At 64.0% G+C, this 26172-nt stretch carries 24 protein-coding genes and 2 tRNA genes; 10 read left to right on the forward strand and 16 right to left on the reverse strand.

The features are described from left to right. Positions 1-2 precede the first annotated feature (2 nt). Positions 3-2114: a type VI secretion system Vgr family protein gene (locus QZM72_RS24060; RefSeq protein WP_301739420.1), complete on the reverse strand. Its 2112-nt coding sequence runs from the start codon at positions 2112-2114 to the stop codon at positions 3-5. Between the two features lie 140 nt (positions 2115-2254). Here QZM72_RS24060 and tssF point away from each other — a divergent pair, with 140 nt between their 5' ends. Continuing rightward, the gene (gene tssF / locus QZM72_RS24065; protein WP_301739421.1) at positions 2255-4132 is read left to right on the forward strand and encodes a type VI secretion system baseplate subunit TssF; all 1878 of its coding nucleotides are present in this window, start codon (positions 2255-2257) and stop codon (positions 4130-4132) included. 1 nt (position 4133) lies between these two features. On the opposite strand, the gene QZM72_RS24070 is transcribed toward tssF, so the two are convergent. From QZM72_RS24070 to QZM72_RS24090, 5 genes are all read right to left on the reverse strand, one after another. After that, positions 4134-4703 (reverse strand): hypothetical protein, encoded by a 570-nt coding sequence (locus tag QZM72_RS24070; RefSeq protein ID WP_301739422.1) that lies wholly within the window; start codon positions 4701-4703, stop codon positions 4134-4136. Positions 4704-4720: 17 nt separating this feature from the next. Beyond that, complete coding sequence (locus tag QZM72_RS24075) at positions 4721-5113, reverse strand: DUF3592 domain-containing protein (protein WP_301739423.1); 393 nt, start codon at positions 5111-5113, stop codon at positions 4721-4723. Between the two features lie 124 nt (positions 5114-5237). Further along, positions 5238-5615, reverse strand: coding sequence for a DUF3592 domain-containing protein (locus QZM72_RS24080; protein ID WP_301739424.1), 378 nt, complete (start codon positions 5613-5615; stop codon positions 5238-5240). 697 nt (positions 5616-6312) lie between these two features. Then, a tRNA-Arg gene (locus tag QZM72_RS24085) sits at positions 6313-6389 on the reverse strand. Between the two features lie 187 nt (positions 6390-6576). Beyond that, entirely contained in the window at positions 6577-7407 is an 831-nt protein-coding gene (locus QZM72_RS24090; RefSeq protein ID WP_089467148.1) for an undecaprenyl-diphosphate phosphatase, read from the reverse strand. Positions 7408-7885: 478 nt separating this feature from the next. Between QZM72_RS24090 and QZM72_RS24095 the strand changes: the two genes are divergently transcribed. The 5 genes from QZM72_RS24095 to QZM72_RS24115 all read left to right on the forward strand — a co-directional run bounded on the left by QZM72_RS24095 (position 7886) and on the right by QZM72_RS24115 (position 13393). Beyond that, entirely contained in the window at positions 7886-8797 is a 912-nt protein-coding gene (locus QZM72_RS24095; protein WP_301739425.1) for an aldose epimerase, read from the forward strand. A gap of 131 nt (positions 8798-8928) precedes the next feature. Next, positions 8929-9630 (forward strand): peptidoglycan DD-metalloendopeptidase family protein, encoded by a 702-nt coding sequence (locus QZM72_RS24100; protein WP_089467146.1) that lies wholly within the window; start codon positions 8929-8931, stop codon positions 9628-9630. Between the two features lie 367 nt (positions 9631-9997). After that, on the forward strand, positions 9998-11617 hold the full coding sequence (locus tag QZM72_RS24105; RefSeq protein ID WP_301739426.1) for an acyl-CoA synthetase: 1620 nt from the start codon (positions 9998-10000) through the stop codon (positions 11615-11617). Between the two features lie 62 nt (positions 11618-11679). Beyond that, positions 11680-12003 carry a DUF2288 domain-containing protein gene (locus tag QZM72_RS24110; RefSeq protein ID WP_069617121.1) on the forward strand — a complete coding sequence of 108 codons (324 nt, stop codon included), beginning with the start codon at positions 11680-11682 and terminating at the stop codon, positions 12001-12003. 10 nt (positions 12004-12013) lie between these two features. Beyond that, a complete protein-coding gene (locus tag QZM72_RS24115; RefSeq protein WP_301739427.1) occupies positions 12014-13393 on the forward strand; it encodes an MATE family efflux transporter in 1380 nt (459 codons plus the stop codon). A gap of 18 nt (positions 13394-13411) precedes the next feature. Here QZM72_RS24115 and QZM72_RS24120 read toward each other — a convergent pair whose 3' ends face one another. Continuing rightward, entirely contained in the window at positions 13412-13588 is a 177-nt protein-coding gene (locus QZM72_RS24120; RefSeq protein WP_301739428.1) for a hypothetical protein, read from the reverse strand. A 136-nt stretch (positions 13589-13724) separates the two neighbouring features. On the opposite strand from QZM72_RS24120, the gene QZM72_RS24125 reads away from it, so the two are divergent. Further along, the gene (locus tag QZM72_RS24125; protein ID WP_175768670.1) at positions 13725-13895 is read left to right on the forward strand and encodes a hypothetical protein; all 171 of its coding nucleotides are present in this window, start codon (positions 13725-13727) and stop codon (positions 13893-13895) included. Between the two features lie 204 nt (positions 13896-14099). On the opposite strand, the gene QZM72_RS24130 is transcribed toward QZM72_RS24125, so the two are convergent. After that, positions 14100-14906, reverse strand: coding sequence for a GNAT family N-acetyltransferase (locus QZM72_RS24130; protein ID WP_034206968.1), 807 nt, complete (start codon positions 14904-14906; stop codon positions 14100-14102). A 170-nt stretch (positions 14907-15076) separates the two neighbouring features. Next, positions 15077-15538 (reverse strand): phosphohistidine phosphatase SixA, encoded by a 462-nt coding sequence (gene sixA / locus QZM72_RS24135; protein WP_089467924.1) that lies wholly within the window; start codon positions 15536-15538, stop codon positions 15077-15079. A 160-nt stretch (positions 15539-15698) separates the two neighbouring features. Between sixA and QZM72_RS24140 the strand changes: the two genes are divergently transcribed. Continuing rightward, positions 15699-15775, forward strand: a tRNA-Pro gene (locus QZM72_RS24140). 221 nt (positions 15776-15996) lie between these two features. Further along, entirely contained in the window at positions 15997-16431 is a 435-nt protein-coding gene (locus QZM72_RS24145) for a hypothetical protein (protein WP_089467923.1), read from the forward strand. Positions 16432-16564: 133 nt separating this feature from the next. On the opposite strand, the gene ppx is transcribed toward QZM72_RS24145, so the two are convergent. Beyond that, positions 16565-18079 (reverse strand): exopolyphosphatase, encoded by a 1515-nt coding sequence (ppx, locus tag QZM72_RS24150; protein ID WP_089467142.1) that lies wholly within the window; start codon positions 18077-18079, stop codon positions 16565-16567. A gap of 279 nt (positions 18080-18358) precedes the next feature. Between ppx and ppk1 the strand changes: the two genes are divergently transcribed. Continuing rightward, positions 18359-20422, forward strand: coding sequence for a polyphosphate kinase 1 (ppk1, locus tag QZM72_RS24155; protein WP_089467141.1), 2064 nt, complete (start codon positions 18359-18361; stop codon positions 20420-20422). A gap of 92 nt (positions 20423-20514) precedes the next feature. Here ppk1 and phoR read toward each other — a convergent pair whose 3' ends face one another. Genes phoR through pstC form a run of 6 tightly spaced genes read right to left on the reverse strand, consistent with a single transcriptional unit; the run spans position 20515 to position 26086 of the window. Beyond that, on the reverse strand, positions 20515-21834 hold the full coding sequence (gene phoR, locus QZM72_RS24160) for a phosphate regulon sensor histidine kinase PhoR (RefSeq protein WP_089467140.1): 1320 nt from the start codon (positions 21832-21834) through the stop codon (positions 20515-20517). Between the two features lie 57 nt (positions 21835-21891). Next, entirely contained in the window at positions 21892-22593 is a 702-nt protein-coding gene (phoB, locus tag QZM72_RS24165; RefSeq protein WP_006750313.1) for a phosphate regulon transcriptional regulator PhoB, read from the reverse strand. 29 nt (positions 22594-22622) lie between these two features. After that, a complete protein-coding gene (gene phoU / locus QZM72_RS24170) occupies positions 22623-23327 on the reverse strand; it encodes a phosphate signaling complex protein PhoU (protein ID WP_089467139.1) in 705 nt (234 codons plus the stop codon). Positions 23328-23345: 18 nt separating this feature from the next. Further along, on the reverse strand, positions 23346-24194 hold the full coding sequence (pstB, locus tag QZM72_RS24175) for a phosphate ABC transporter ATP-binding protein PstB (RefSeq protein WP_050015221.1): 849 nt from the start codon (positions 24192-24194) through the stop codon (positions 23346-23348). Between the two features lie 15 nt (positions 24195-24209). Beyond that, the gene (gene pstA, locus QZM72_RS24180; RefSeq protein WP_089467138.1) at positions 24210-25103 is read right to left on the reverse strand and encodes a phosphate ABC transporter permease PstA; all 894 of its coding nucleotides are present in this window, start codon (positions 25101-25103) and stop codon (positions 24210-24212) included. Then, complete coding sequence (pstC, locus tag QZM72_RS24185) at positions 25100-26086, reverse strand: phosphate ABC transporter permease PstC (protein WP_089467137.1); 987 nt, start codon at positions 26084-26086, stop codon at positions 25100-25102. Before pstC ends, pstA begins: the two co-directional genes overlap by 4 nt. Positions 26087-26172: the final 86 nt, after the last annotated feature.

Raw genomic sequence — 26172 nt, forward strand, 5'->3', positions numbered from 1 at the left:
ACTTAGTTCAGATCGACGGTCTTGCCGTCGACCTTCACCGCGTCGGAACCGAGAATGTCGATGCTCGTCCCGCTAATCGTGACGTGTCCGCTGCTTTCGAGAACGATCGACGCTTTACCGGTTCGCAGCTCGATGCGATCGCCGGCAGTAACCGTATAGGTCTTGCCCACCATCGTGGTTTTCGACAGCCCCACCTCCTCGGCGCTGGCGAGCCCGGCCGCAGTGTTGATCGCGCCCGCTACCGTCACCGTATACGCGCCGCCCACGGTCAGTGCTTTCGCAAGTCCGACCGTCTCCGTCGACGTCAGTGCAATCAGGAGATTCTCCATCCCTTGGATGGTCTCGTTCCGATTGCCACCGACCGTCAGCGTCTCGTTGTTGCCAACAGTCTCGGTCCGATCCACCCCAACGTGAATCGTCTCGTTGTTGTCGACCATTTCCGTACGATCGTGGCCGACGTGCACAGTCTCATCGTGATCGATATTCTTGGTGCGATCGTTGCCAACCCAATGCGATTCATTGTGCTCGACCTCGATGCGCTGGTCCTTCTCGGCGTGTAGCCAGACCTCTTCCTCACCCTTCTTGTCCTCGAAGCGAATCGCATTGGCCGTGTTGACGTTACCGGTCTTGATCGAACGCGTCAGAATCCCGCTCTGTGTCGCGTTGGCTGGCAACGCCCACGGCGGCATGTTCTGCGAGTTGTAAACGCGCGACGTCACGAGGGGACGGTCCGGATTTCCGTCCAGGAAGCTCACGACCACCTCATCCCCGATTCGCGGGATCTGAATCATCCCGAAACCGCTACCCGCCCACGGCTGACTCACGCGCACCCAGCAGGAACTCCCTTGGTCGCGTTTGCCGAGACGATCCCAGTGGAACTGCACCTTCACCCGGCCGAGGCTATCCGTATAAATCTCTTCGCCTTTCGGACCTACGACGATCGCCGTCTGCGGCCCGACGATTGTCGGACGCTCCCCTTCGAATGCCGGACGGTACGGAATTTTCTTGCGAATGCAGGTGAAGCTGCACGAATACGCCGAACTCCCCTCACCGGGCTCATAGTTGTTCGTGCCGGTGTGTGACACAGTCAGCAACAGGAATTGCCGGTCTTCCTGTTTGGTACTGGCGTGATCGTAGTGGTCGTCCAGCTCGAAGTATCGGCACGGCATCATCCGCCGACCCGTCGTCACCCCGACGAACGTCTTGCTGTGTGCAGCCAGCGCTTCCGTCCGGAAGCGCGCGAGCTCTTCACCCCGATCGCTGTCAGCGAAGCCATGCTCGCCGAGGTAGTCGTAGATCTCGTAGGACGGGACATCGCCTTGATTGACCTCCGTTCCACCCGACACGAATCGCCGAGCATGAGGAATCTTGTAGTCGAAAGTTTTCAGTCCGACCGTGTCCGGTGCAAGCTGACGCTGTGCTTGAAATGACGTGATGACGGCGAGATTGTCCATCGCCTCGCTCTGGTTGTATTGCAGCGATGGACTGCGCCCGTCGATCGGCTTCGCGGTCACCGAGTTATCGGCAATGATCAGCTTGTGCCCATCCTTCGCATGCTCGAAGTAATAGAACAAGCCATCCTCTCGCATCAGCCGTTCGACGAAAGCAAGATCCGTCTCACGGTACTGCGTGCAATAGCTGCGATTCTGCGTTCCTTTCGAGAGCCGGAACTCAAACGACGCGAGCTTGCCGTACTCACGAAACACGCGCGCGAGAATCGCCTCTGTATTCTCTTCCTGAAAGATCCGAATGTCCTGCCGGCGAGAGAGCATCCAGAGCCACGGAAGGATCGTTGCGCTGTACATCGCAAAACCGCCATCGGTATCCAGATGCGAAAACGCTGCGACGTATCCGTGGAAGTAACGCTCTTCGGAGCTGGCGAGTGCATCGGTCAACTGCAACGTGATTGTCACAGGTTGGCCGATCAGCTTCTTCAGCTCGATATTCTTGTCTTGCGACGCTAGCCGGACACGCATCTCAAAATTCTGAGATAACCCCTCGGTACAATGGAAATCGACGAGTACGAGATCCGATCGCCCTTTCAAAGGCGTTTCAATCGTAAACAGGCGATTGCTCTGGAGCTGGAAGAAGCTCGCAATTTCGGACATTTGCATATGTAGCCTCGGAATCTCTCAGCAGAGGGGCAGTTTTTTGTCGGCGCGGCCATTCTAATATGTCTGCGCGCCATTTGGACTAGATGTCGGCTCCGGAAAACGGGGACCGATTATCGCGGATTATTGAATATTTGCGGCGAATGGACCACCTGCTGTCACATTACGAACGTGAAGTCGGACTGCTTGCACGCAGTCTGGCGGACTTTGCTCGACGCTTTCCGAAGATTGCAGCACGCCTCGGCATGTCTGGCGGCCACGTCGAAGATCCGCACGTCGACCGGATGGTACAGACGTTCGCGCTGCTGGCCGCTCGTGTCGATGCGAAGCTTGATGATGATTACCCGCAATTCACCGAGGCACTTCTCGAAATTGCCTATCCTCAGTATCTGCGCACGGTCCCGTCATGCGCGGTTGCCTCGTTCGACCCATCGGTTCTGTTCGGTCAGCTTACCGAACCGCTGACGATAGAGCGCGGCACGATGCTGGACGCCAATGCCGCACCGTGTCGCTTCCGCACCGTCTACGACGTCACGTTGTCGCCATTACGTATTCACTCGGCTCGCTATTCACCAGCGACGCTTGCGCCAGCAGCGGCGCGCATTCCGGCAGAAGTGACGGGGATCATTTCGATTACCTTTACAAGCGAATCCGCGTCGCAAGCATTCGATGACGCCATTCCGTCCGCCCCAGTGCGGGTACATCTGTCCGGAGAGCGGCCGCTCGTCGCCGCGCTTTCCGATACGCTGTTGCTCCGTGCATCGGCCGCCTACGTTGAGGTGGACGAAAGCGGACGCTGGACCCGCTTGTCGAAAGTCCCCGTTGAGGCGGCCGGCTTTGCCGAAGGCGAGCGATTGTTGCCGAACGAAGACGATACAAGCGCACAATCGTTCAGGCATTTGATCGAGTATTTTGCCTTTCCCGAGAAGTTTGATTTCGTCGACATCGACCTGGGTCGAATGCGTCGCGCCGCGCGCGCCGAAGCAGCTCGACGGCTGACGCTTCACATCGCCGTGCAGGGCACCGGCCATGATTCCGGCGCCGCTCAGATCCTGGCAACGCTGAACATCAGCACGTTTCGATTGTTTTGCACACCGGTCGTCAACCTGTTCGAACGCGCGGCAACGCCTATCCAGCTAACCCGTCACGATGCCACCTATCCGATCACGCCGACCCCGTTGGCAACCGGCATTCCGCTGAGCGTCTACTCGGTTGAAGCCGTGTATCTGGGCGAGCGTACGAAGTCGGGCGAAGACAAGGCCGCCATCGCTTCACACGCGGCACCGCGCACGCAGGTGTGGCCGTATCGTGCATTCAGTCACGCGCGGCCCATGGATTCGTCCGCCATCTATTGGCTGGCCTACCGAGATCCGGAAGCCATGCTGGACGGCGCGCTGGCGGAATCGCAACTGGCGTTGGTCGACTTAAAGGGTCAAACCGCTCATCCGCGACACCCTCAGGTCGATGTCGATGTCCTGGCCACCAACGGAGCAATGCCGTCCCGGTTGCCGATCGGTGCGCCGGATAGCGATCTTCTGTACGAGGGTTCGGCATTGGCGTGCCCGATCACGCTGCTCTCCCGCCCCACCTTGCCGGCTGCCCTGCCGCGTGGCGGTGCGCTTTGGCGCGTCCTGTCGGCACTGGCGCCGCATCCGCTCGACCTGACGCGGACGGGCCTACCCGCGCTGAAGGCGTTTCTCCGTTTCCATGCTCCGCACTCCAGCGTGGTTGCCCAACGTTGCATTGACGCGATCGCATCCCTCGACTACAAACCGGCGATCAGGTGGATGTCTCTCGACAATCACTTCCCGTCATTTGTTCGCGGTGTGGAGATCCTGCTTTCGTTCTCCGAGGCTGCGACACGAGATGTCAGCCTGCATCGGTTCTCGGCTGTCATGGACCGGTTCTTCGGCCCGTACGCTCAGTCAAACAGCTACGTCCAACTCGTCGTGTTATCGGCCGAGAGCGGCAAGGAGCTTTTGCGGTGCGCTCCACGCCCTGGAACACAACCGCTGATATAGGTCAGTGGACGTAACCAGCCAGAATTCCGGCCCCGCCGCCGAAGCCCTTACCGTCCGCGTTCAGCCCCGCATTGACACCCGCCATGATCAAGAGCGCCTTTGCCTGTTGCATCACCCACTCGAACAGCATCGGGTTGATCGTAAGCTGGCTTAGCGCGAGCGACAGCAATGCCGGGTTGATACCAAGCAACATGACCGAACCACCACCGCCAGCCAACAGAATTTCAGCACTTCCGTCAAGATAAACGGCGCCTCCCTGAAAGTCGGAATGCTCAAGCTCCGTCCCGGAGAAGGCCGATGTCATGTAGATCCAGCCGATGCTGGGAAACGCCTCCGCCGAACCACTTCCGCCCACAGATTTCCCCTTGATCGCGAACTTCGGCAACCGAACCTTCGGAATCTTGACGCCGACGCCCAAACCTACACCAAGGCCACCGTACCAGAATCGCTGAAACTGTCCCGCCGGATTCTTCAATAAAATTTCACCGCCCGAGCCCATAACGAATTCGATGCTCGCACCGAACGTCGAGCCAGTCTGGTACTCCCATTGACTACGTCGCAAGAAAGACATGGACTTATTCCAGAAGGTCAAGGCCGAGGGAAACTGAAGAAACCACCTAACACCGCACTCACACCAAAGAAACCCAGGAAGATCGGTACGGTCCAGATCGCCAAAGTCCGATCCAAGGTTGCAGATGTCTTCGGCGAAGATGCCAGATAGCGCACTTGCACCGCGTCACCGACTTTCATACCGAACACGAGACCGCCTTGAGCATATGAGACATGCTCGCCGGTGGAGGTCACGAATGCAATTTCCGGATGACTACCGCCGGCATTTAACGCAACGACCTGCCCATTCGCAACCTCAGCGTTCTTGAGAAAGACATGCGTATCAACAATCGAATAGGCCATACCTGCGAGTAAGGCCAAACCAAGCAGGCAGAAAAATACTGCTTTCATTGCATCGGCTGACTTCGTCATGTTCGTTTATTTACCTCGATTCGTGGCTGACGCCTCATCTACCCGGATGACGGATCTTACAACCTGAGTCTATCGGGACACACGACCGACGTGTCCGGCAAAAATGACTTTGTCCACTCCCATGTCATGTCCGCAACGGCAAATTCATGATCCCGCACGCGATCGCGACTACGCCCATGGAGGCAAAAACTATCGTTGAATCCCAGATCGCGGCGAAAACGTTCATTGTTGCACTGCCATCAGGATCGTCGGCCTGGTATCGCACTTCGACTCGCTGGCCCAGCTCCACTTTAGTGACAATCCCGCCTTGCGGATACGAAATATGCTGTCCTGCCTTGGTGGTGAATTGAATCTCGGGATGGTATCCGCCAACATTGAGCTTAACGACGAGGCCTGGCACCACAATCGATGTTCGAAGAAATGCTCTAGTCGACTGTGCGCTGATTGCAGCAGCAACAAGAAGGCCAACCCCAATCACAATGGCGCTGATGCCCTTAAACATGACGCCCTCGTTTACATTCCTGACGATTATTCGGGTGTTTCATGCTGATCGTGTCAGCCAGCCAAATTCTAAAACACCCTCTACTGACCGCTCGACTGCCCACCGGGCGCGCTATCAGACCTTAGTCGGTAAATGGCGGCGCTTACGAATGGTCTTTGGATTCGTAGTCATCTCCGCGCGGGCACACACTCGACACCAGTGACCATTTATGGATGGTATTCGGTGTCGCAAGGCATTCCCATTCGGACCTCGTGCTGAAACTCACATAGTCCGTCGAGATGGATTGACCGCAGCGCTTCCTTGCGATTCTGCGCATCGGCTTGTGCACTAACTTCCAGCCATCGTACGCACATACATGACGCCACCTTCAGGCAACGATTACTCCCGGCACTGCCGACCAGCGATGGCCATGTACGCATGCTCGTTCAAGTTTCGTCGCGGCGTTCTTGGCAAGAGAGGCACCGTGTATCATGTGCTTTTGCTAAGCGACGCATATCGGAGACGTCATATACGTCACCCTTGTTCTGGCATCTCGGGCGCCACGATTCTCGAAAGAGCTTTGTTCCCTCGACATGCCATGCGTGACTATGCCCGCAACGAATCCAGTGATACTGGCGAAATGCCTACATGGCCCCTACATGGAAATTAACGCACCGGAAGATTGGCCGTCACGGCAGGCGCAAACCTTCGATTTGACTGGCCCGCCCTACACGATTCGAACGTGTGACCTACGGCTTAGAAGGCCGTTGCTCTATCCAACTGAGCTAAGGGCGGTCGGGGAGAAAAGACACGGCGTGACGCGGACCGCATTCGGCACGGGCTTTTGAATCACGAAGCAGCAGCACCGCCCACTGCCCCACGACACCTCAAACCCCCGAAACAAAACGGGCCCGGCATGAAGCCGAGCCCGAAATTATACCCGATCATCGCACCAGATCACGCGAGACCGGCGCCCACGGCATCAAACCGGCTGCGGATGCAGCATGAACCAGCCGAGACAGAACACGCCGGCGATCACGCAATACACGCCGAACGACGCGAGCCGGCCGCGCCCTTCGAAATAGCGCATCAGGAACCGCACGCTCAGATACGCGGCGATCGCCGTCAGCACGCCGCCGAGCAGCGCATCGGCGAGCTGGTCGCGCGCATGGAACAGCTTCGGCAATTCCAGCACGCCCGCGGCAAAGATGATCGGCGTGCCGAGCAGGAACGAGAATTCCGCCGCCTTCTCCGCCGTCAGGCCGGCCACGTTGCCGGCGATCATCGTCAGCCCGCTGCGCGAAAAGCCGGGAATCAGCGCGCCGATCTGCGCGAGGCCCACGAAGAACGCCTGCTTGAAAGTCATCTTCTCGGGCGGCTGATGCGCGCGGCTACGCTGGATGCGATCGCCGACCCACAGCAACACGCCGTTGACGATCAGCGCGACCGCGACGATCCGCAGATCGTGAAACACGCGCTCGATGCGCTTCTCGAGCAGCAGACCGACGATGCCGGTCGGGATCGTGCCGATGATCAGCGCCCACATCAGGTGCCCGTCGTCGTTCTTGCGGCCACCGAGCTGGGCGAAGAAGCCGCCGATCAGCGCGATCCAGCGCGCGCGGAAGTACCACAGCAGCGCCAGCGCGGTGCCCAGATGGAGCGCGACGAGGAATGGCAGCAGTTGCGGCGCGTGCTTGTCGATGTGCATGCCGAACAGCGCCGGAACGAGCAGCGTGTGGCCAAGGCTGCTGACGGGGAAGAGTTCGGTGACGCCCTGCAGGACGCTCAGGAATACCAGAAACCAGAGGCTCACGCGTCGGTCCTTTTAGTGAAGATTAAGCGGAAGGAAGGCGGACGACGCGATGCGCGTCCTGAAAAACGCGCCCCGATTATGCCGAGCCAGGATTACTGCGCCAAGGCATTTGGCAGGATATTGCGGCGATGCACACAAACACTTGCAATTTGTAAGCGAGCAGAAAGCAAAAAGCCCGCCATTTGCATGGCGGGCCTGTCGACTTCGGCAGGAATTGCCGTCAGCGGCCGAGCTGATAGAAAAATAATACCGTGCTGCCGGTAAACATGCCGAACAGTGCGATTCCCATTGCCATTGCCAGATCCATGGCCCCCTCCACGAAGTGTCATGACCCGGCAACATCACCGGTTTAGAGGCATTATCCCGACGGTTGACAGTGTTAAAAACTCGCAATTTCCCGAGAAGGGTTTTCCCCGAGCGGCCGCGGCCCGATAATGGAACGCACGTTGCTCCCCTCACCCGCCCAACCCGATTCGCCATGCCGATCTTCCAGCAACACGACATCCACGAACTTCACGCCGGCCCGTCGCTCGTCCGGGTCGCCCCGCAATTCGGCGGCCGCCTCCTGTCCTGGCACGTCGATGGCGAACCGCTGATCTTCTGGCCGGAAACCGCCGACTGGAGCAACCTCGCCCGCGTGCGCGGCGGCAATCCGCTGCTGTTCCCGTTCCTCGGCCGCCACCGCGTCGACGGCGAGATCGGCCGCTGGCGCGACGCGGCCGGCGTCGTCCGCGACCTGCCGATGCACGGTTTCGCGCGCGATCTGCCATTCGACGCGCACCCGTCGGCCGACGGCGCCGCGCTGTCGATGACGCTCGACGCGAACGATGCGCTGCGCGCGAGCTACCCGTTCGATTTCCGGTTCGAAACGACCTACCGGCTGGCCGACGCCCATACGCTCGACGTCGCGCTGACGACGACCAATCGCGGCGACACGCCGCTGCCCTATTACGCCGGCCACCATTTCTATTTCGCGCTGCCGCACGGCGAGCGGGCCGACACCGTCCTCGAGCTGCCGCCGACGCACCGTTGCCAACAGCGCGAGGACGGTTCGATCAGCCCGCCCGAACCGGGCCAGGCCCGTTATCGCCTCGACGATCCGGACATCCTCGATCGGTTCCATTGCCTCGACGGCCAGCCGTCCGCGCCGGTGCGCATCGTGATGCCGGGCCGCCGCCGCACGATCGACATCGCACTGGACATGCCGGGCTCGATTCCGTGGTACGCGGTCACGACGTGGACCGAAAAGCCGGATTCGGATTTCTATTGCGTCGAACCGTGGCTCGGCCTGCCCGATGCGATCCACAACGGCCGCGGGCTGCGCATGCTCGCGCCGGGCGCGACCGAAACGGCCACGCTTCGGATCCGCGTCGCGCCGCTCGCCGGCTGATTCGACACGCACCGAACCGGGGCGCGGAGCCGCACCTGCCACCGAAACTGCGGTGCGCGGGTCGAACCCGTTAAAATCTGACGTTTTGTGTTGCCTGCCGCGTCAAGCGCGGCGGGGTTTTGCGAGGTTCAATGTTCGGAACAACAACGAAGCGACTCTTCGCAGCCGCCTGCGCCGCCCTGCTCGTCGCGTGCGGCTCCGCGCCCGTCGGCCCCGGGTTCTATCGCGTCGAGCGTGGCGACACGCTGTACAAGATCGCGCGCGACAACCGCACGTCGGTACAGAACATCGTGCGCTGGAACCAGATGACGAACCCGGACGCGATCGAAGTCGGCCAGGTGCTGCGCATCGCACCGCCGCCCGGCACGACCACCGCGTCGAGGCCGTCGACCACCGGCACCGGCAGCGCGGGCCGCGCCCGCCCGGCACCGTCCGCGCCGGTCGAATCGGCCGTGAAGCCGGCCACGAGCATTGCGCTGATCTGGCCGGCGGCCGGCAACGTCGTGCGCACGTTCGACGGCTCGAAATCGAAGGGCATCGACATCGCGAATTCGCCGGGCACGCCGGTGGTCGCGGCCGCGCCGGGTGTCGTGGTCTACGCCGGTAACGGGCTGCGCGGCTACGGCAACCTGATCATCCTGAAGCACAACGCCGATTACCTGACGGCCTACGCGCACAACCGCGCGCTGCTGGTGAAGGAAGGCCAGTCGGTCACGCAAGGGCAATCGATCGCGGAAATGGGCAACAGCGACAGCGATCGCGTCGCGCTGCATTTCGAGCTGCGCTACGGCGGCCGCTCGATCGATCCGTCACGCTACCTGCCGGCACGCTGAGCGCGCGACAGACGGCACGCGACGCCGGCGCGCATCGCGTGCCGTCGCGTCGAAAACGGAAAAAGTCGAGTCAGCGCTTGCGCAGACGTCCGGTGAAACGGCCGGACAACGGATCGACGTGACGAGCAAACGCCACCAGCACCCCGATTCCAATCAGGCTGAACCCCGCAGCTATCAGAAGCAAATCCATGGTCACACCACTGTTTTGTCTTGATGTTATGCGTCATTGTCGAATCGTGCACTGAGCCTCACCTATTGGACGAGTCCGAACATTCCCTATCAGGAAACACCATTGTCGATTCGTCTACGTGAATTCCTGATGTAAGCCGTTCACCCGACGCCACGCTCGACACCCGGAGACCACGCGATGCTGCCCGCCGCCGATTGCTACGACCAGCTCCTCTCCCGCTTCCAGTGGGGCATTCCGGCGCGCTACAACATCGGCGTGGACGTGTGCGACAAATGGGCCGACGGCAGCGGACGCCTCGCGCTGATCCACGAAACGGCGCAAGGCGACGTTTTCCGCGTCACGTTCGACGACCTGAGGAATGCTTCTAACCGGCTCGCGAACAGCTTTGCGCGCGCCGGCCTGCGGCGCGGCGACCGGATCGCCATCTTTCTCGCGCAAGGCCCCGAAACGGCGATCGCCCACCTTGCCACGTACAAGTTCGGCGCGATCGCGGTGCCGCTCTTCACGCTGTTCGGCGTCGATGCGCTCGAGTACCGGCTCGCGAACAGCGAGGCCGCCGCGCTCGTCACGGACGCGGCCGGCTACGCGAAGATCGCGCCGCTGCGCGCGCAACTGCCGGCGCTGCATACCGTCTACTGCATCGGCGACGATGCGCCCGACGCGCCGGGCGTACTGCGCTACGACGCGGCGCTCGCCGCCGAAGCGCCGGATTTCGTGCCCGCGGATACGGCCGCCGACGATCCGGCCGTGATCATCTATACGTCCGGCACGACCGGCAAGCCGAAAGGCGCGCTGCATGCGCATCGCGTGCTGCTCGGCCACCTGCCGGGCGTCGAGATGTCGCAGCAGTGCTTCCCGCGCGACGCACGCCTGTTCTGGACACCGGCCGACTGGGCATGGATCGGCGGGCTGCTCGACGTGCTGCTGCCGTCATGGCATCACGGCGTGCCGGTGCTCGCGCGCCGCTTCGAGAAATTCGACGGCGACGCGGCGTTCGCGCTGATGGCGCGGCACGGCGTCACCCACGCGTTCCTGCCGCCCACCGCGCTGAAGCTGATGCGCGCCGTCGCGGCGCCGCGCGAACGCTACGCGCTGTCGCTGAAATCGGTCGCGAGCGGCGGCGAATCGCTCGGCACCGAACTGACCGCGTGGGGCCGCGACGCGCTCGGAGTGACGATCAACGAGTTCTACGGGCAAACCGAGTGCAACATGGTGCTGTCGTCGTGCGCGGCGCTGTTCGATGCGCAACCCGGCGCGATCGGCAAGGCGGTACCCGGTCATGCGGTCGCGATCGTCGATGCGGACGGCACGCCGCTGCCGCCCGGCGCCGAAGGCCGCATCGCGGTGCGCCGCCCCGACCCGGTGATGTTTCTCGAATACTGGCGCAACCCCGGCGCGACGCGCGACAAATTCGCGGGCGACTACCTGCTCACCGGCGATACGGGCACGATCGACGCGGACGGTTTCGTGCGCTTCGTCGGCCGCGACGACGACGTGATCACGAGCGCCGGTTACCGGATCGGCCCGGGCCCGATCGAGGACTGCCTGCTCACGCATCCGGCGGTGCGAATGGCGGCCGTCGTCGGCGTGCCCGATGCGACGCGCACCGAGATCGTCAAGGCGTTCGTCGTGCTGAACCCCGGCCACGTCGGCGACGACACCCTCGTCAGCGCGCTGCAGGCGCACGTGCGCACACGGCTCGCCGCGCACGAGTATCCGCGCGCGATCGCGTTCGTCGACAGCCTGCCGATGACCGCGACCGGCAAGATCGTGCGCCGCGCGCTGCGCGATGCGTGAGCGGCTCGGCCCGCCCGGCCGGATGGTTTATAGTGGCGCCACGCAGCCTTTCCAAGAAACCGATGTCCTCTGATCAACACGCCACCGCGGGCGCGTCGCACAGCCCGCTCTACGCCAAACTCCTCGGCGAGACCGCCAAAATCGACTGGTGCGATCTCGAGCGCTTCTTCGCGCAGGGCAAGCTGTTGTCGATCGCACGCGACCTCGATCTCGTCAGCGTCGCGGAAGCCGTCGCCAGCGACGACGCCGAACAGGTCACGCGCTGGCTGTCGTCCGGCCTCGTCGCGCGCATGCCGGCCGAGACCGCCGCCGACTACGCGGCGCGCAATCCGGAGCTGTGGGCGGTCGTCGTGTCGCCGTGGGTCTGCGTGCAGGAACGCGCCTGACGCGTCCGCCATGTCCGACTCCGCCTTACCGCACGGGGCCGGCGGCGCGTCGGCCGCCGTCACGCATCGGCGCGTCCTCGCGCTCGCGTTCCCGATCGTCGTCGCGAACCTGACCCAGCCGATCCTCGGCGCCGTCGACACGGCCGTCGCCGGCCACCTCGACGGCGCGCAATATCTCGGCGGCGTCGCGCTCGGCGGGCTGTTCTTCAATTTCGTGTTCTGGGGCTTCGGCTTTCTGCGGATGGGGACGACCGGGCTCGTTGCGCAGGCACATGGCGCCGGCGACGCCGCCGGGATCCGCCTGAACCTGCTGCGCGCGCTGATCGTCGCGTTCGCGCTCGGCGCCGCGGTACTGGCGCTGCAGGTGCCGCTGCTGTCGTTCGCGCTTTCCGCGCTCGGCGGCAGCGATGCGGTCCGTGCGACGGCCCTCGCATACAGCCATGCACGGATCTGGAGCGCACCGTTCGCGCTCGCGAATTACGTGGTGCTCGGCTACCTGCTCGGCATGCAGCGCGTCCGCCTCGCGCTCGTCGCGCAGGTGTTCATCAACGCGGTGAACATCGCCACCGTGCTGCTCTACGTGTACGGCTTCGGCTGGGGCATCGCGGGTATCGGCGCGGCGACCGCCACCGCGGACGCATGCGGCTTCGCGCTCGGCGCGTGGATGCTGTGGCGGCTGCGGCCGCGCGGCCTGGCGCCGCTCGCGGTACGCGCGCTTGCCGACCGCGACGCGCTCAGGCGGCTGATTGCGCTCAATCGCGACATCTTCCTGCGCACGCTGTGCCTGCTCGGCGCGTTCGGGTGGTTCGCGCATCTCGGCGCGAAACAAGGCGACGCGACGCTTGCCGCGAATGCGCTGCTGCTGAATTTCCAGACCTTCATGGCATACGGCCTCGACGGATTCGCACATGCGGCCGAGGCGCTCGTCGGCGCGGCGGCCGGCGCGCGCGATCGCCGCGCATTCCGGCAAGCCGTGCGCGTCACGCTGTTCTGGTCGGCGCTCGGCGCGCTGCTGTTCGCGCTCGTTTACTGGGCAGCGGGGAGCTGGATCGTCGCGCGCCTGACCGACCAGGCCGAAATCCGCGCCGTCGCGCTGCGCTACCTCCCGTGGGCCGCGATCTCGCCGATCGTGTCGGTCTGGGGTTTCCTGCTCGACGGCGTGTTCATCGGCGCGACGCAGACGCAATCGCTGATGCGCGCGATGGTCGTGTCGTTGTCGATCTTCATCGCGGCCACGCTCGCAGCCGTCGGAACGTTCGGCAATCACGGCCTTTGGTTCGCGCTGCTGCTGTACATGGCCGCGCGCGGCGCGACGCTCGCGCGCTACCTGCCCGCGCTGTTGCGACGCATTGGCGCCGACCCGCAGGCCGCGTCCGCGGCCCGCGCGTGACGGCGGGCCGGCCGAGCGTTACTGCACCGGCTTCGGCGACGGCGCGTCGAGCATCGATGGCGGCGTCATGTCGGTCGGCACACCGTGATAGTCGGCGGGATCTTCCGGCGGGTGGCCGCGGCGCGCTTGGTGCGGATCGCTGCTGCAGGCGGCAAGGAGGGATGCGGCCAGCACGGCCAGCATGAAACGGGTCATCAGGTCAGGCTCCGGAAAACGGCGCGCCCATCGCACGCCGGGACCGCGCCGAGTCTAGCGGAAATCCGGTTTCGGGGTTGCGCCGCGCATGTCCTACTATATATGCATGGCGCTGTGCCGTTGAAAGGAGGCTGCCATGTCGTCTGAAGAAATCGCGGGCCTGATCGGCCTGTTCATCGGTCTGATGGTGCTGGCCGCCCTGTCGTACTTCGAGTCGCGCGAATACAAGCGCAGCCACGAAGGCGAAGGGATGATCCACCACTGGATGGCGGAACACCACCTGCTCGACTGGCGGCGCAAGCACTGAGCGCGTCGCGGCCGTCCGGCCCTCCCGCAGGGCTGCGCGAACGTACCGCTCGGCGGTACGGTAGTCATTGCGTGTCGCTGAAATTATCGGGGCTCGATACGCACCCATGGACCGGATACGCGAACGCCGTCGCGCAGGACTTGCCACGCGACGGCGTTCGCTTGCGTGCGCCACAGGTCGCCGGCGCGACGCGGTTCAGACCGCTTAGCCCAGGAAGTGGCGGGCGTAGCGCGCGTTGATGTCGGACAGGCGGAATAGAGTCAGGAAATCCGCGCAGTTGAAGTCGGGATCCCAGGCCGGTGCGCCGCAAATCTTCGCGCCGAGCCGCAGGTAACCCTTGATCAGCGGCGGCGGCGCGACGACGGTGCCCGTCTGCAGTTCGTCGACCGGCAAAGCCGTGTGCGGGAACGCGCGATACTCGGGCGCCGTCAGCGAGCCCGCCGACAGCGACTGGTACAGGTTCGCCGCGTAGTGGCCGCCGTCGGCCATCGACACGCTCGCGCAGCCCAGCATCGTTTCGTAGCCGTTCTGCATCATGTACGCGCCCAGGCCGCCCCACAGCGCCATGATGACGGCGCCGCTGCGGTAGTCGCTGTGCACGCACGAGCGGCCGACCTCGACCATCTTGCCGCGCAGGTGCGTGAGGCGCGACAGGTCGAATTCGCCTTCGGCGTACAGGCGGCCGACGCGTGCCGCCTGGTGCGGCGGCAGCACGCGGTACGTGCCGACGACTTTCAGCGTGTCGAGATCGCGGACCAGCAGGTGGTCGCAATATGCATCGAACGGATCGACGTCGAGACCGGACGGGCCGCTGACCTGCGCGCCCATTTCTTCGGCGAACACGCTGTAGCGCAGGCGCTGGGCTTCGCGCAATTCGTCTTCCGTACGCGCCCATGCGGCGCGCAGGCGATATTCCGATGTGACGGTTTCACTGGCGCGCGGCAGGTGGCGCCGCGACGTGTCGAGGGGCAGCGAGGCAAAAGGGAGCGTAGGCGTCGGCAGTTCTCGCATTAGGCTTTCCTGATCGTAAGGAATAGGACGACATGCCCGCCAATGTAGTAACCGGCCGTGACCGTTACGTGGCACGACCATGTCTTTTCAATGACGTGTCGCCGAATTGACTTTAGCAGAAAGCTTGCAAAACCGTATGATCAATCCCTTCAAACCCATTCAGGCGGGCTTTACACGAGTTCGGGCGTCAAAACCGCCCGCAGCACGGCCTGCCGGCTGCCGTCGCGCGTGCGGCTCGCGAGCCACACGATTCCGCCCTTCTTGACGCTCCAGCTGTCGTCGTCGCCGGCGATCAATTGCGCGGCGACGCTGCCGAGCGTCGGCTGGTGGCCGACGATCACGACCGTCGGTGCGATGCCTTCCGGCCAGCCGGCCGCCGCCAGCACGTCGTCGACGCTGCCGCCCGGCGCGAGCGCGTCGATGGTCCGGTACTGGTCGGTCAGTGCCTCGACGGTCTGCACGGTGCGCGCCGCCGGGCTCGCGAGGATCACGGTATTCGTCTCGAGCCGGCCGCGCAGCCATTTGGCCATCGCCTGCGCGTCCTTGCGGCCGCGCACGGTCAACTGCCGCGCGAGATCGCTCGTCGCGTAATCTTCGGCTTCGGCGTGGCGCCACAGGATCAGGTTCATCATGATGTCTCCTTGCCTCGGCGAGCGGTCGCGCGCGCATGCGTGCGGGCCGGCCGATTGTCCCGTGAATTGTCGCAAATCGCGGGCCGCTCACCGCCGCGGCATTTACCCGCATATCGTGATTGACCGATTCGGCCATTCGACGTTATTATCTTTGGCTCGTCGGAGCGTAGCGCAGCCTGGTAGCGCATCTGATTTGGGATCAGAGGGTCGTAGGTTCGAATCCTATCGCTCCGACCAAGGAATCAAAGGGGTTACATGCCAAAAGCGTGTAACCCCTTTTTCCGTTTACGGGCGCTTTTTACGAGCCCTTGAATCGCCTGCCGCTTTTCAGGACTCGCCGCAGCGCGGGCCGAGCACGCACCAACCGCCGCGTCGACGCGCCCGCGCCTCCTCGCGCAGCCCGCGCACGGAACTTGCTGGAACACGCGATAATACGTGTGAACAATCCGCATCCGCGCATGAAAAACAACATTCTCGAAACCGCTCTGTGTGCGTCGCTGCTCATGCTCGCCACCGCCGGCCCTGCGTCGGCGAAAGCGCTCGACGACGCGCTCGACTGCCATTCGACCGGCCACAAGTTCGTCGCGCCGCTGCTCGCGGCCGGCGACATCCAGTCGGAGCCGATGCACGTCGAATCGAATTCGGTCAATGCGTTCCGCACGAACCGCTCGCTGACCGCATACGGCTTCGGCGTCTACGTCGTGCTCGGCTATCAGGCGAACGACCCGATCTTCCGTCCGGGCGACGGCAAGCCGATCGGCGACTGGGCTTACGGTGTCGTCGTGCGCGGCACGAAAAGCGCGGTCGAGGAAGCCGTGCGCAAGGCCGGCAGCGACGCAACCGTCAAACAGGCTTTCCCGTTCCTGACCGCGATCGTCTGCTCGTCGGATTGAGCGGCCGGTCAGCGCCCGCGTTGCGCGGCCGCTGACGATCGTACGGAGCGACGCCTGACGGGCGCCGCCATCGGCACACCCCAGCGGAACCCACCGCACCTTCCGAGCCCGCTATCGGGCCGCTATCGCCCTGTCACGCGCCGGTATAAACCACGCGATACGGGATGCCGACTTTCTCCCACTCCGCCGCCTCCTGGCTGAGGCTGTAGTCGGTCAACGGGTTCTGCTCGACCCACGCGTTCGGCAGGCGCACCTCGTACCCGCCCTTCTTCATCTGCGAAACGGAAATATCGGGCAGCCCCGCATCGGTCCGGCGCCGGCACAGCAGCGCCGCGAGCCGCAGGCAGAACAGCAGCGGCCATTCGACCTCGCGCGCCTGCGACAGCTTGCCGAGCTTGCCCGCATGGCCGAGCACGAGCGCGGCGAGCCGCGCCTGGTCGGTGCGCGAGAAACCCGGCATGTCCGCGTTGCTCGCGATATAGGCCGAATGCTTGTGATACGCGCTGTGCGAGATCGACAGGCCGATCTCGTGCAACGCGGCGGCCCAGCTGAGGAACATCCGCCCTTCCTCCCGCGCTTCCTCGTCGTCTTCCTCGAGTTCGTCGTAGAAACGCGCGGCGAGCGCACCGATCCGCTCGGCCTGCGCACGGTCGACGCCGTAGCGGCGCGTGAACCCCTCGACGGTCACCGCGCGCATGTCCTCGTGCTGCGTCCGGCCGAGCAGGTCGTACAGCACGCCGAGGCGCAGCGCGCCGTCGGTCGTATCGACGTAGTCGACGCCCAGCTCCTCGAACACCGCCAGCATGATCGCGAGGCCACCCGCGAGCACGGGCACGCGGTCGGGCTTCAGCGCGATCAGCTTCAACCGGTTGACGTTCTCCGACTTGATCAGCGCACGCTTCAGCCGCTCGAGGCCGCCGCGCGAAATGCCGTGCGTGATGCCCGGATCGTTGAAGCCGTTCGCCTCGACGAGCTCCGCGAGCGCGCGCGCGGTGCCGGACGAACCGATCGCCTGGTCCCAGCCGGCCTTCTTGTATTCGCTCGAAATGATCTGGATCTCGCGCTTGGCCGCGAGCTCGGCCTGCCGCATCGTGTATTCGTCGACGTTGCCGGCCGGGAAGAAGGCGCGGCTATGGCTCACGCAGCCGATATAGAGGCTCTCCATCACGATCGGCGTGTAGTGCGAGCCGATGATGAATTCGGTCGAGCCGCCGCCGATGTCGACGACGAGCCGCTTGCCGGCGCTCGCCGGCACCGAGTGCGCGGCGCCCGCATAGATGAGGCGCGCCTCTTCGCGGCCCGCGATCACTTCGATCGGGAAACCGAGCGCCGCCTCCGCCTCGCCGAGAAATTCGGCGGCGTTCTTCGCGACGCGCAGCGTGTTGGTTGCCACCGCGCGCACGTGATCGGGATGGAAATCGCGCAGGCGCTCGCCGAACCGCTTGAGCGCCTCCCAGCCACGCTCCTGCGACGCGCGATCGAGCATCTTGTCGCTCGACAGCCCCGCGGCCAGCCGAACCGGCTCGCGCAGCGCGTCGACGGGATAGATCTGGCTGCCCGCCGGCGTTTCCTCGACGCGCCCGACGATCAGCCGAAAGCTGTTCGAGCCGAGATCCACGGCAGCCAGCAAGTGGGGAGTTGTAACCATCAGAAGGGGGCTCCGTGCGCGTTCTTCCGCGGCAGCCGTTCCGGCCACCACGGGCGATCAATCAAAGGCGACATTTTAAGCGTGGAACGCTTGCCGCTGCCACGCTTCACGGGCATGCACACCGCGCCATTCCATATAGCCGAAACATTTATGCGACGAAAGCGTTCGGGCGTAGAATTTCCCGATATAAAACCATGATTGTCATCAGCACGTCATCGTACCGTGAGAGTTTCCGAGCGTCCTTTCGAATCATCGCCTGAATTACCCCCTACTCTGCCGATGTCCGTCCGTTACCCGCTTCTCAATCGTGAACTCGGCATCCTCGGTTTCAACGAGCGCGTGCTGGCCCAGGCGGCCGACCCGCAAGTCCCGTTGCTCGAGCGCCTGCGCTTCATCTGCATCACCAGCAGCAACCTCGACGAATTCTTCGAAGTCCGGATGGCCGGCCTGCAGGAGCAGATCCGCGACAATCCCGGCGCGCTGACACCCGACGGCATGTCGTTACAGCACGCATACGATCTCGTCGTCGAACGCGCGCAGCGGCTCGTGCATCGACAGTACACGATGCTGCACGAAACCGTGCTGCCGGCGCTCGAACAGGAAGGCATCTACTTCCACGCGAGCGACACGTGGAACGACGAGCAGCTCGAATGGGCGCGGCGCTACTTCCTCGACGAACTGCTGCCCGTGCTGACGCCGATCGGCCTCGATCCGGCCCACCCGTTCCCGCGCGTGCTGAACAAGAGCCTGAACTTCGTCGTCGAGCTCGAAGGCCGCGACGCGTTCGGCCGCCAGGCCGTGATGGGCATCGTGCAGGCGCCGCGCGCGCTGCCGCGCGTCGTGCGCATGCCGCATGCGCTGTCGGGTTTCGAGCATGGCTTCGTGCTGCTGAGTTCGTTCATGCAGCGCTTCGTCGGCGAACTCTTTCCGCAACTGGTCGTGAAGAGCTGCAACCAGTTCCGCATCACGCGCAACAGCGAGCTGTTCGTCGACGAAGACGAAATCACGAACCTGCGTGTCGCGTTGCAGGGCGAACTGCCCGCGCGCCACCTCGGCAACGCGGTACGCCTCGAGGTATCGGCCGACACGCCGCTACACATCGTGCGACGCCTGCTCGAGGAAAGCGAACTCGGCGACAAGGATTGCTATCGCGTCGCGGGTTCCGTGAACCTGGTGCGCCTGATGCAGATTCCCGATCTCGTCGACCGCCCCGACCTGAAGTTCGCGCCGTTCATCGCGTCGACGCCGGCGGCAATCGCCAACGCGCCGACGATGTTCGACGCGATCGATGCCGGCGACATCCTGCTGCACCACCCGTACGAGAGCTTCCAGCCCGTGCTCGAGCTGTTGCAGCAGGCCGCGAAAGACCCGAGCGTCGTCGCGATCAAGCAGACGATCTACCGCACCGGCACCGACTCGCCGCTGATGGACGCGCTGATGGAAGCCGCGCGCAACGGCAAGGAAGTGACCGTCGTCGTCGAGCTGCTCGCGCGCTTCGACGAGGAGACCAACATCAACTGGGCGTCGCAGCTCGAAGCCGTCGGCGCGCACGTCGTGTACGGCGTGGTCGGCCACAAGTGCCACGCGAAGATGATGCTGATCGTGCGGCGCGTCGTGCAGGCCGGCAAGGCGTCGCTGCGCCGCTACGTGCACCTCGGCACCGGCAACTATCATCCGCGCACCGCGCGCCTCTACACCGACTTCGGGCTGATGACGGCCGAGCAGAAGATCTGCGAGGACGTGCATCACGTGTTCCAGCAATTGACCGGGATCGGCGGTGAACTGACGCTGCACGAGCTGTGGCAGTCGCCGTTCACGCTGCATCCGCGCATCATCGATTCGATCCGCGCGGAGATCGACAATGCGCAGGCCGGCAAGCGTGCGCGCATCGTCGCGAAAATGAACGCGCTGCTGGAGCCGTCGGTGATCGCCGCGCTGTACGAAGCGTCGCAGGCCGGCGTCAAGGTCGACCTGATCGTGCGCGGCGTCTGCGCGCTGAAGCCCGGGGTGCCGGGGCTGTCGGAAAATATCACGGTGCGCTCGATCGTCGGCCGCTTCCTCGAACACCACCGCATCTACTACTTCCACGCGGGCGGCGCCGAGCACGTCTATCTGTCGAGTGCCGACTGGATGGACCGCAACCTGTTCCGCCGCGTCGAAGTCGCGTTCCCGATCCGCGAGCGCAAGCTCAAGCGGCGCGTGATCGCCGAAGGGCTGTCGGTGTGCCTCGGCGATAACCAGTCGGCATGGCAGATGCACAGCGACGGCCACTATCGGCGCCGCCGCACCGGCAAGACGATCCGCAACGCGCAGCTCGGGCTGCTCGCGAAGTTCTGCTCGTGAGCCGCCGGTGCGATGCGAGTCGCGCCGACGCATCGCCATGAAAAAAAGCAACCCGCGGGTTGCTTTTTTTCGACCGCCGAGCCGCTACGCGATCATGCTTCGTAAGCGGCCGGCCGGATCGCGATGACGCGCGAGCCCGGGAACCGCGCGGTGAACGTACTGCCGCGCCCTTCCTCGCTCTGCACGTACAGATGCGCGTCGTGCCGCTGCAGCACGTGCTTGACGATTGCGAGCCCGAGGCCCGTGCCGCCGGTATCGCGCGAACGGCTGCGATCGACGCGGTAGAAGCGCTCGGTGAGCCGCGGCAGGTCGGCGGCCGGAATCCCGAAGCCGCTGTCCGTGACGGAGAACACGCCCTGCGCGCCCTCGCGCCGCCACGATACGACGATCTTGCCGCCGTCCGGCGTGTAGCGGATCGCATTCGTGACGAGATTCGCGAACGCGCTGAACAGCTCCGTCTGCGCACCCGTGACGCCGAGCGTCTCGTCGATCGAGAACGCGATGTCGTGATGCCCGTTCGACAGCGTGTGCGCATCTTCCTTCAGGTGGTCGAACACCGCCCGCATGTCGATCGCGTGATCGACCGGCGGCTTGCTCTCGCCCTCCAGCTTCGCGAGCACCAGCAGGTCGGTCACGATGTGCCGCATCCGCGACGCCTGCTGCTCCATCATGTCGAGATAGCGCGCGCGGTCGTCCTCGCTCAGCGGCAGCTCGCGCATCGTCTCGAGGAAGCCCGACAGCACGGTGAGCGGCGTCTTCAACTCGTGCGACACGTTCGCGACGAAGTCGCGCCGCATCGCGTCGGTGCGCTCGAGCTCGGTGATGTCCTGCGTGAGCAGCAGCTTGCGGTTCTCGCCGTACGGAAACACCTGCACGGCCAGCACGTTCTGCCGCGAGTCGCCCATGCCGCGCATCAACAGCGTCTCGTCGTAATGCTGCGCATTCAGGTAGCGGACGAAATCGGGATGGCGCACCAGGTTCGTGATGTGCTGGCGCAGGTCGCGCTTCGCATCGAGGCCGAAATGGACTTCGGCGATCGCGTTGCACCACTCGATCTGGTCGTGGTCGTCGAGCATCGCGACGCCGTTCGGCGAGGCCTGGATCGCCTGGATGAAGCGCGAATGCTGCTGCTCGACCTGCCGCACCTGCGCATGCCACTGCTTCGCGAGCTTGTGCAGACGATAGTAGATCTCGCCCCAGATGCCCGGCGCGCTCGGCACTTCGCCGTAGACGGGCGCATCGAGCAGGCGCCACAGACGCTGCGTATGGAAGGTGCTGAAAAAGCCCTGCGCGACCAGCATCACGACCACGAACACGAGGCCCGCGGTCGGGCCGGCGAAGACGCCGACCAATACGCCGATCAGCACGAGCAGCACGAGCGACACCAGAAAGCGCGCCCAGATGATGTTCATGATTCAGCGTCCGAAAGAAGGAACGACACGCCGCGGCACACGGCATGCCCGAATACGTTACGCGTGCTTCGCGAGGCGGTAGCCGCTGCCGCGCACGGTTTCGATCATCGCATCGCAGCCGGCCGGTTTCAAGGCCGCGCGCAGTCGTTTGATGTGCACGTCGACGGTGCGCTCCTCGACGAACACGTGGTCGCCCCACACCTGGTCGAGCAGTTGCGTGCGGCTGTGCACGCGCTCCGGATGCGTCATGAAGAAATGCAGCAGGCGGAACTCGGTCGGGCCGAGATCGAGCTTGATTTCGCTGCCGTCGCCGTGCGCGGCGACGCGATGCGTGGCCGGGTCGAGGCGCAGCCCGTTGATCGACACGACGTCCTCGGTCAACTGCGGCGCGCGGCGGCGCAGCACGGCCTTGATGCGCGCCATCAGTTCCTTCGGTGAAAACGGCTTCGTCACGTAGTCGTCCGCGCCGATTTCGAGGCCGAGCACCTTGTCCTGCTCGTCGCCGCGGGCGGTGAGCATGATGATCGGAATGTGTTTGGTCCGTTCGTTGTTGCGCAGGTCGCGCGCGAACGCGATACCGGACTTGCCCGGCAGCATCCAGTCGAGCAGCACGAGATCGGGCAGCACGTCGCTGATCAGGTTCTGAGCCTGTTCGGCGTTGTACGCGCGGATCGGGCAATGACCGGCGTGCTGGAGATTCACCGAGATCAGTTCGGAAATCGCGGGCTCATCTTCAACGACGAGAATGTTGCTGGGCATCGGCACCTCTGTTCTTCCTATGGAGTCGATTAACTGTTGGCTTCGCGATCGAGCGTGTCGCGCGGCTGGTGCCGCACGTCGGTGCCCTTCACGATGTAGATGATGAATTCGGCGATGTTCTTCGCGTGGTCGCCGATCCGTTCGATCGCCTTCGCGATGAACAGGTAGTCGAGGCCCACCGAGATCGTGCGCGGATCTTCCTGCATGTACGACACGAGCTTGCGCACGAACGCGCGGAATTCCATGTCGATTTCCTTGTCGTCCTTGACGATCTGCGCGGCGGCCACCGTATCGAGGCGCGCGAACGCGTCGAGCGCGCGGCGCAGGATCGTCACGGCCATCTCGCCCGACACCTTGATCTCGGCGATGTTGACCGCACGCGCGGACGGCTCGTCGACCAGGCGGCGCACGCGCTTGGCGATCTTCTCGGCTTCGTCGCCGGCGCGCTCGAGGTTCGTAATCGTTTTCGAAATCGACATCAAAAGACGCAGGTCGCGCGCGGCAGGCTGCCTCCGCGCGATGATGTTGCCGCATTCCTGGTCGATGTCGACTTCCATCGCGTTCAGCGTTTCCTCGGCCGCGATCACCTTCTCGGCCGTATCGCGATCGAACTCGTTCAGCGCGCGCATCGCGCCGACGATCTGCGACTCGACGAGTCCGCCCATTTCCAGCACTTTCGACGACACGGCATTCAGGTCCGCGTCGAACTGGCTCGACAGATGTTTATCCGACATGGTTGTTGTTCTCCGTCATCAGCCGAAGCGGCCGGTGATGTAGTCTTCCGTTTCCTTGCGCACCGGCTTGATGAAGATCTTTTCGGTGTCGCCGAACTCGATCAGCTCGCCCAGGTACATGTAGGCCGTGTAATCCGAGCAGCGTGCGGCCTGCTGCATGTTGTGCGTGACGATCACGACCGTGTAGTCGCTCTTCAGCTCCGCGATCAGCTCCTCGATGCGGCCCGTCGAGATCGGGTCGAGCGCCGAGCACGGTTCGTCGAGCAGCAGCACTTCCGGACGGATCGCGATGCCGCGCGCGATGCACAGACGCTGCTGCTGGCCGCCCGACAGCCCGTAGCCGCTCTGGCCCAGCTTGTCCTTCACTTCGTTCCACAGCGCGGCCTTCGTCAGTGCCCACTCGACGCGGTCGTCCATTTCCGAGCGCGTGAGCTTTTCGAACATCTTCACGCCGAACGCGATGTTGTCGTAGATCGACATCGGGAACGGGGTCGGCTTCTGGAACACCATGCCGATTCGCGCGCGCAGCAGCGAGATGTCGCGCTTCGTCGTCAGCAGGTTCTCGCCGTCCATCAGGATTTCGCCTTCGGCGCGCTGCTCCGGATAAAGCGCGAACATCTTGTTGAACGTGCGCAACAGCGTCGACTTGCCGCAGCCCGACGGGCCGATGAACGCCGTCACCTTCCCTTCGGGAATGCGCAGGTTGATGTTCTTCAGCGCGTGGAACTTGTTGTAGAAGAAGTTGAGGTTGTTGACCTCGATCTTCGCGTTCAGCGGCGCGAGCGGACGGCCGTGCGCCGCGTCTTGCGTGCCGGCGGGCGCAGCGGTGCGCTCGACGGGATTCAGGTGGCTCTCTGCCATATTCATCGGATTGCTCCGCCGTTACTTTTTCGAGAAGATCGAGCGCGCCAGGACGTTCAGTCCGAGCACCCCGAGCGTAATCAGGAACACGCCCGCCCACGCGAGCGACTGCCATTCCGCGAACGGGCTCATCGCGAACTTGTAGATCGTGACCGGCAGGTTCGCCATCGGCTGGCTCATGTCCCACGAGAAGAACTGGTTCGACAGCGCGGTGAACAGCAGCGGCGCCGTTTCGCCGGCGATCCGCGCGACCGCGAGCAGCACGCCCGTCACGATCCCGCCGACCGACGCGCGCAGCGTGATCTTCAGCACCATGCGCCACTTCGGCGTGCCCAGCGCGACGGCCGCTTCGCGCAGCGCGTTCGGCACGAGCTTCAGCATGTTCTCCGTCGTGCGGATCACGATCGGGATCTGCAGCAGCGCCAGCGCGATCACGCCGGCCCAACCGGAGAAGCGCCCCGACTTCGCGACGACGATCGCATACACGAACAGGCCGATGACGATCGACGGCGCGGACAGCAGGATGTCGTTGATGAAGCGGATGGTGCTCGCCAGCAGGTTCTTCTGCCCGTATTCGGCGAGATAGACGCCCGCGAGGATGCCGATCGGCGTGCCGACCAGCGTGCCGAAGCCGCACAGCAGCAGGCTGCCGACGATCGCGTTCGCGAGACCGCCGCCTTCCGTGTTCGGCGCCGGCGTCGATTCGGTGAACAGTTGCAGCGACAGGCCGCCGACGCCGAGGTGCACCGTCGTGTAGAGAATCCACACGAGCCACAACAGGCCGAAGGCCATCGCGCCGAGCGACGCGGTGAGCGCGATCGCGTTGACGGCCTTGCGCTTGCGTTGCAGGCGATTACGCATCGCGTCGAGCGCGGCGCCGCTCGGCCCCGGGAAATTCATGATGGGCTCGCTCATTTCTTGCCCTCTCCCTTCTCGAGACGAAGCAACAGCAGTTTGGAGATGGACAGCACGATGAACGTGATCACGAACAGGATCAGGCCGAGCTCCATCAGCGCGGACGTATGCAGGCCCGGCTGCGCTTCCGCGAATTCGTTCGCGAGCGCCGACGTGATGCTGTTGCCCGGCGCGAACAGCGACACGCTGTCGAGCAGGTTGGTGTTGCCGATCACGAAGGTCACGGCCATCGTTTCGCCGAGCGCGCGGCCGAGGCCGAGCATCACGCCGCCGATCACGCCGGTCTTCGTATAGGGCAGCACGACCTTCCACATCACTTCCCAGGTCGTGCAGCCGATCCCGTATGCCGATTCCTTCAGCAGCACCGGCGTGACCTCGAACACGTCGCGCATCACCGATGCGATGTACGGAATGATCATGATCGCGAGGATCACGCCGGCCGCGAGGATGCCGATGCCGATCGGCGGGCCCGACGTCAGCGGACCGAGCACCCACACGTCCTGGAACAGGCGGCCGAGCGGCTTCTGGAAGTATTCGGCGAAGATCGGCGCGAACACGAGCAGCCCCCACATGCCGTACACGATCGACGGAATCGCGGCGAGCAGCTCGATCGCGATGCCGAGCGGACGGCGCAGCCACACGGGCGCCAATTCGGTGAGGAACAGTGCGATGCCGAAACTGACGGGCACCGCGATGACGAGCGCAATGATCGACGTCACGATCGTGCCGTAGATCGGCACGAGTGCGCCGTAGATGTCCGAGTTGGGATCCCACTCGGATTGCCACAGGAAGCCGACGCCGAACTTCTGGATGGTCGGCATCGACGCAATGATCAGGGAAACGATGATCCCGCCGAGCAGCAGCAGGGTCACGATCGCGGCGAGCCGCGCAAGGCCGCCGAACAGGATATCCCCGAGACGGCTCGGCGCGCGCTGCTGCGCATTGTCGGGCGATCGGGAGGACGGGTATGAAATATCAGACATGGGTGCCTGCTTTTGATCGCCGGGCGCCGTAACGCCCGGCTTTACCGCACACACTGCCCGACCGGCACGGCCGGGCAGCGAACCGC

Origin of the sequence: Burkholderia sp. AU45388, assembly GCF_030481585.1 — a bacterium.
GTDB lineage: Bacteria > Pseudomonadota > Gammaproteobacteria > Burkholderiales > Burkholderiaceae > Burkholderia > Burkholderia sola.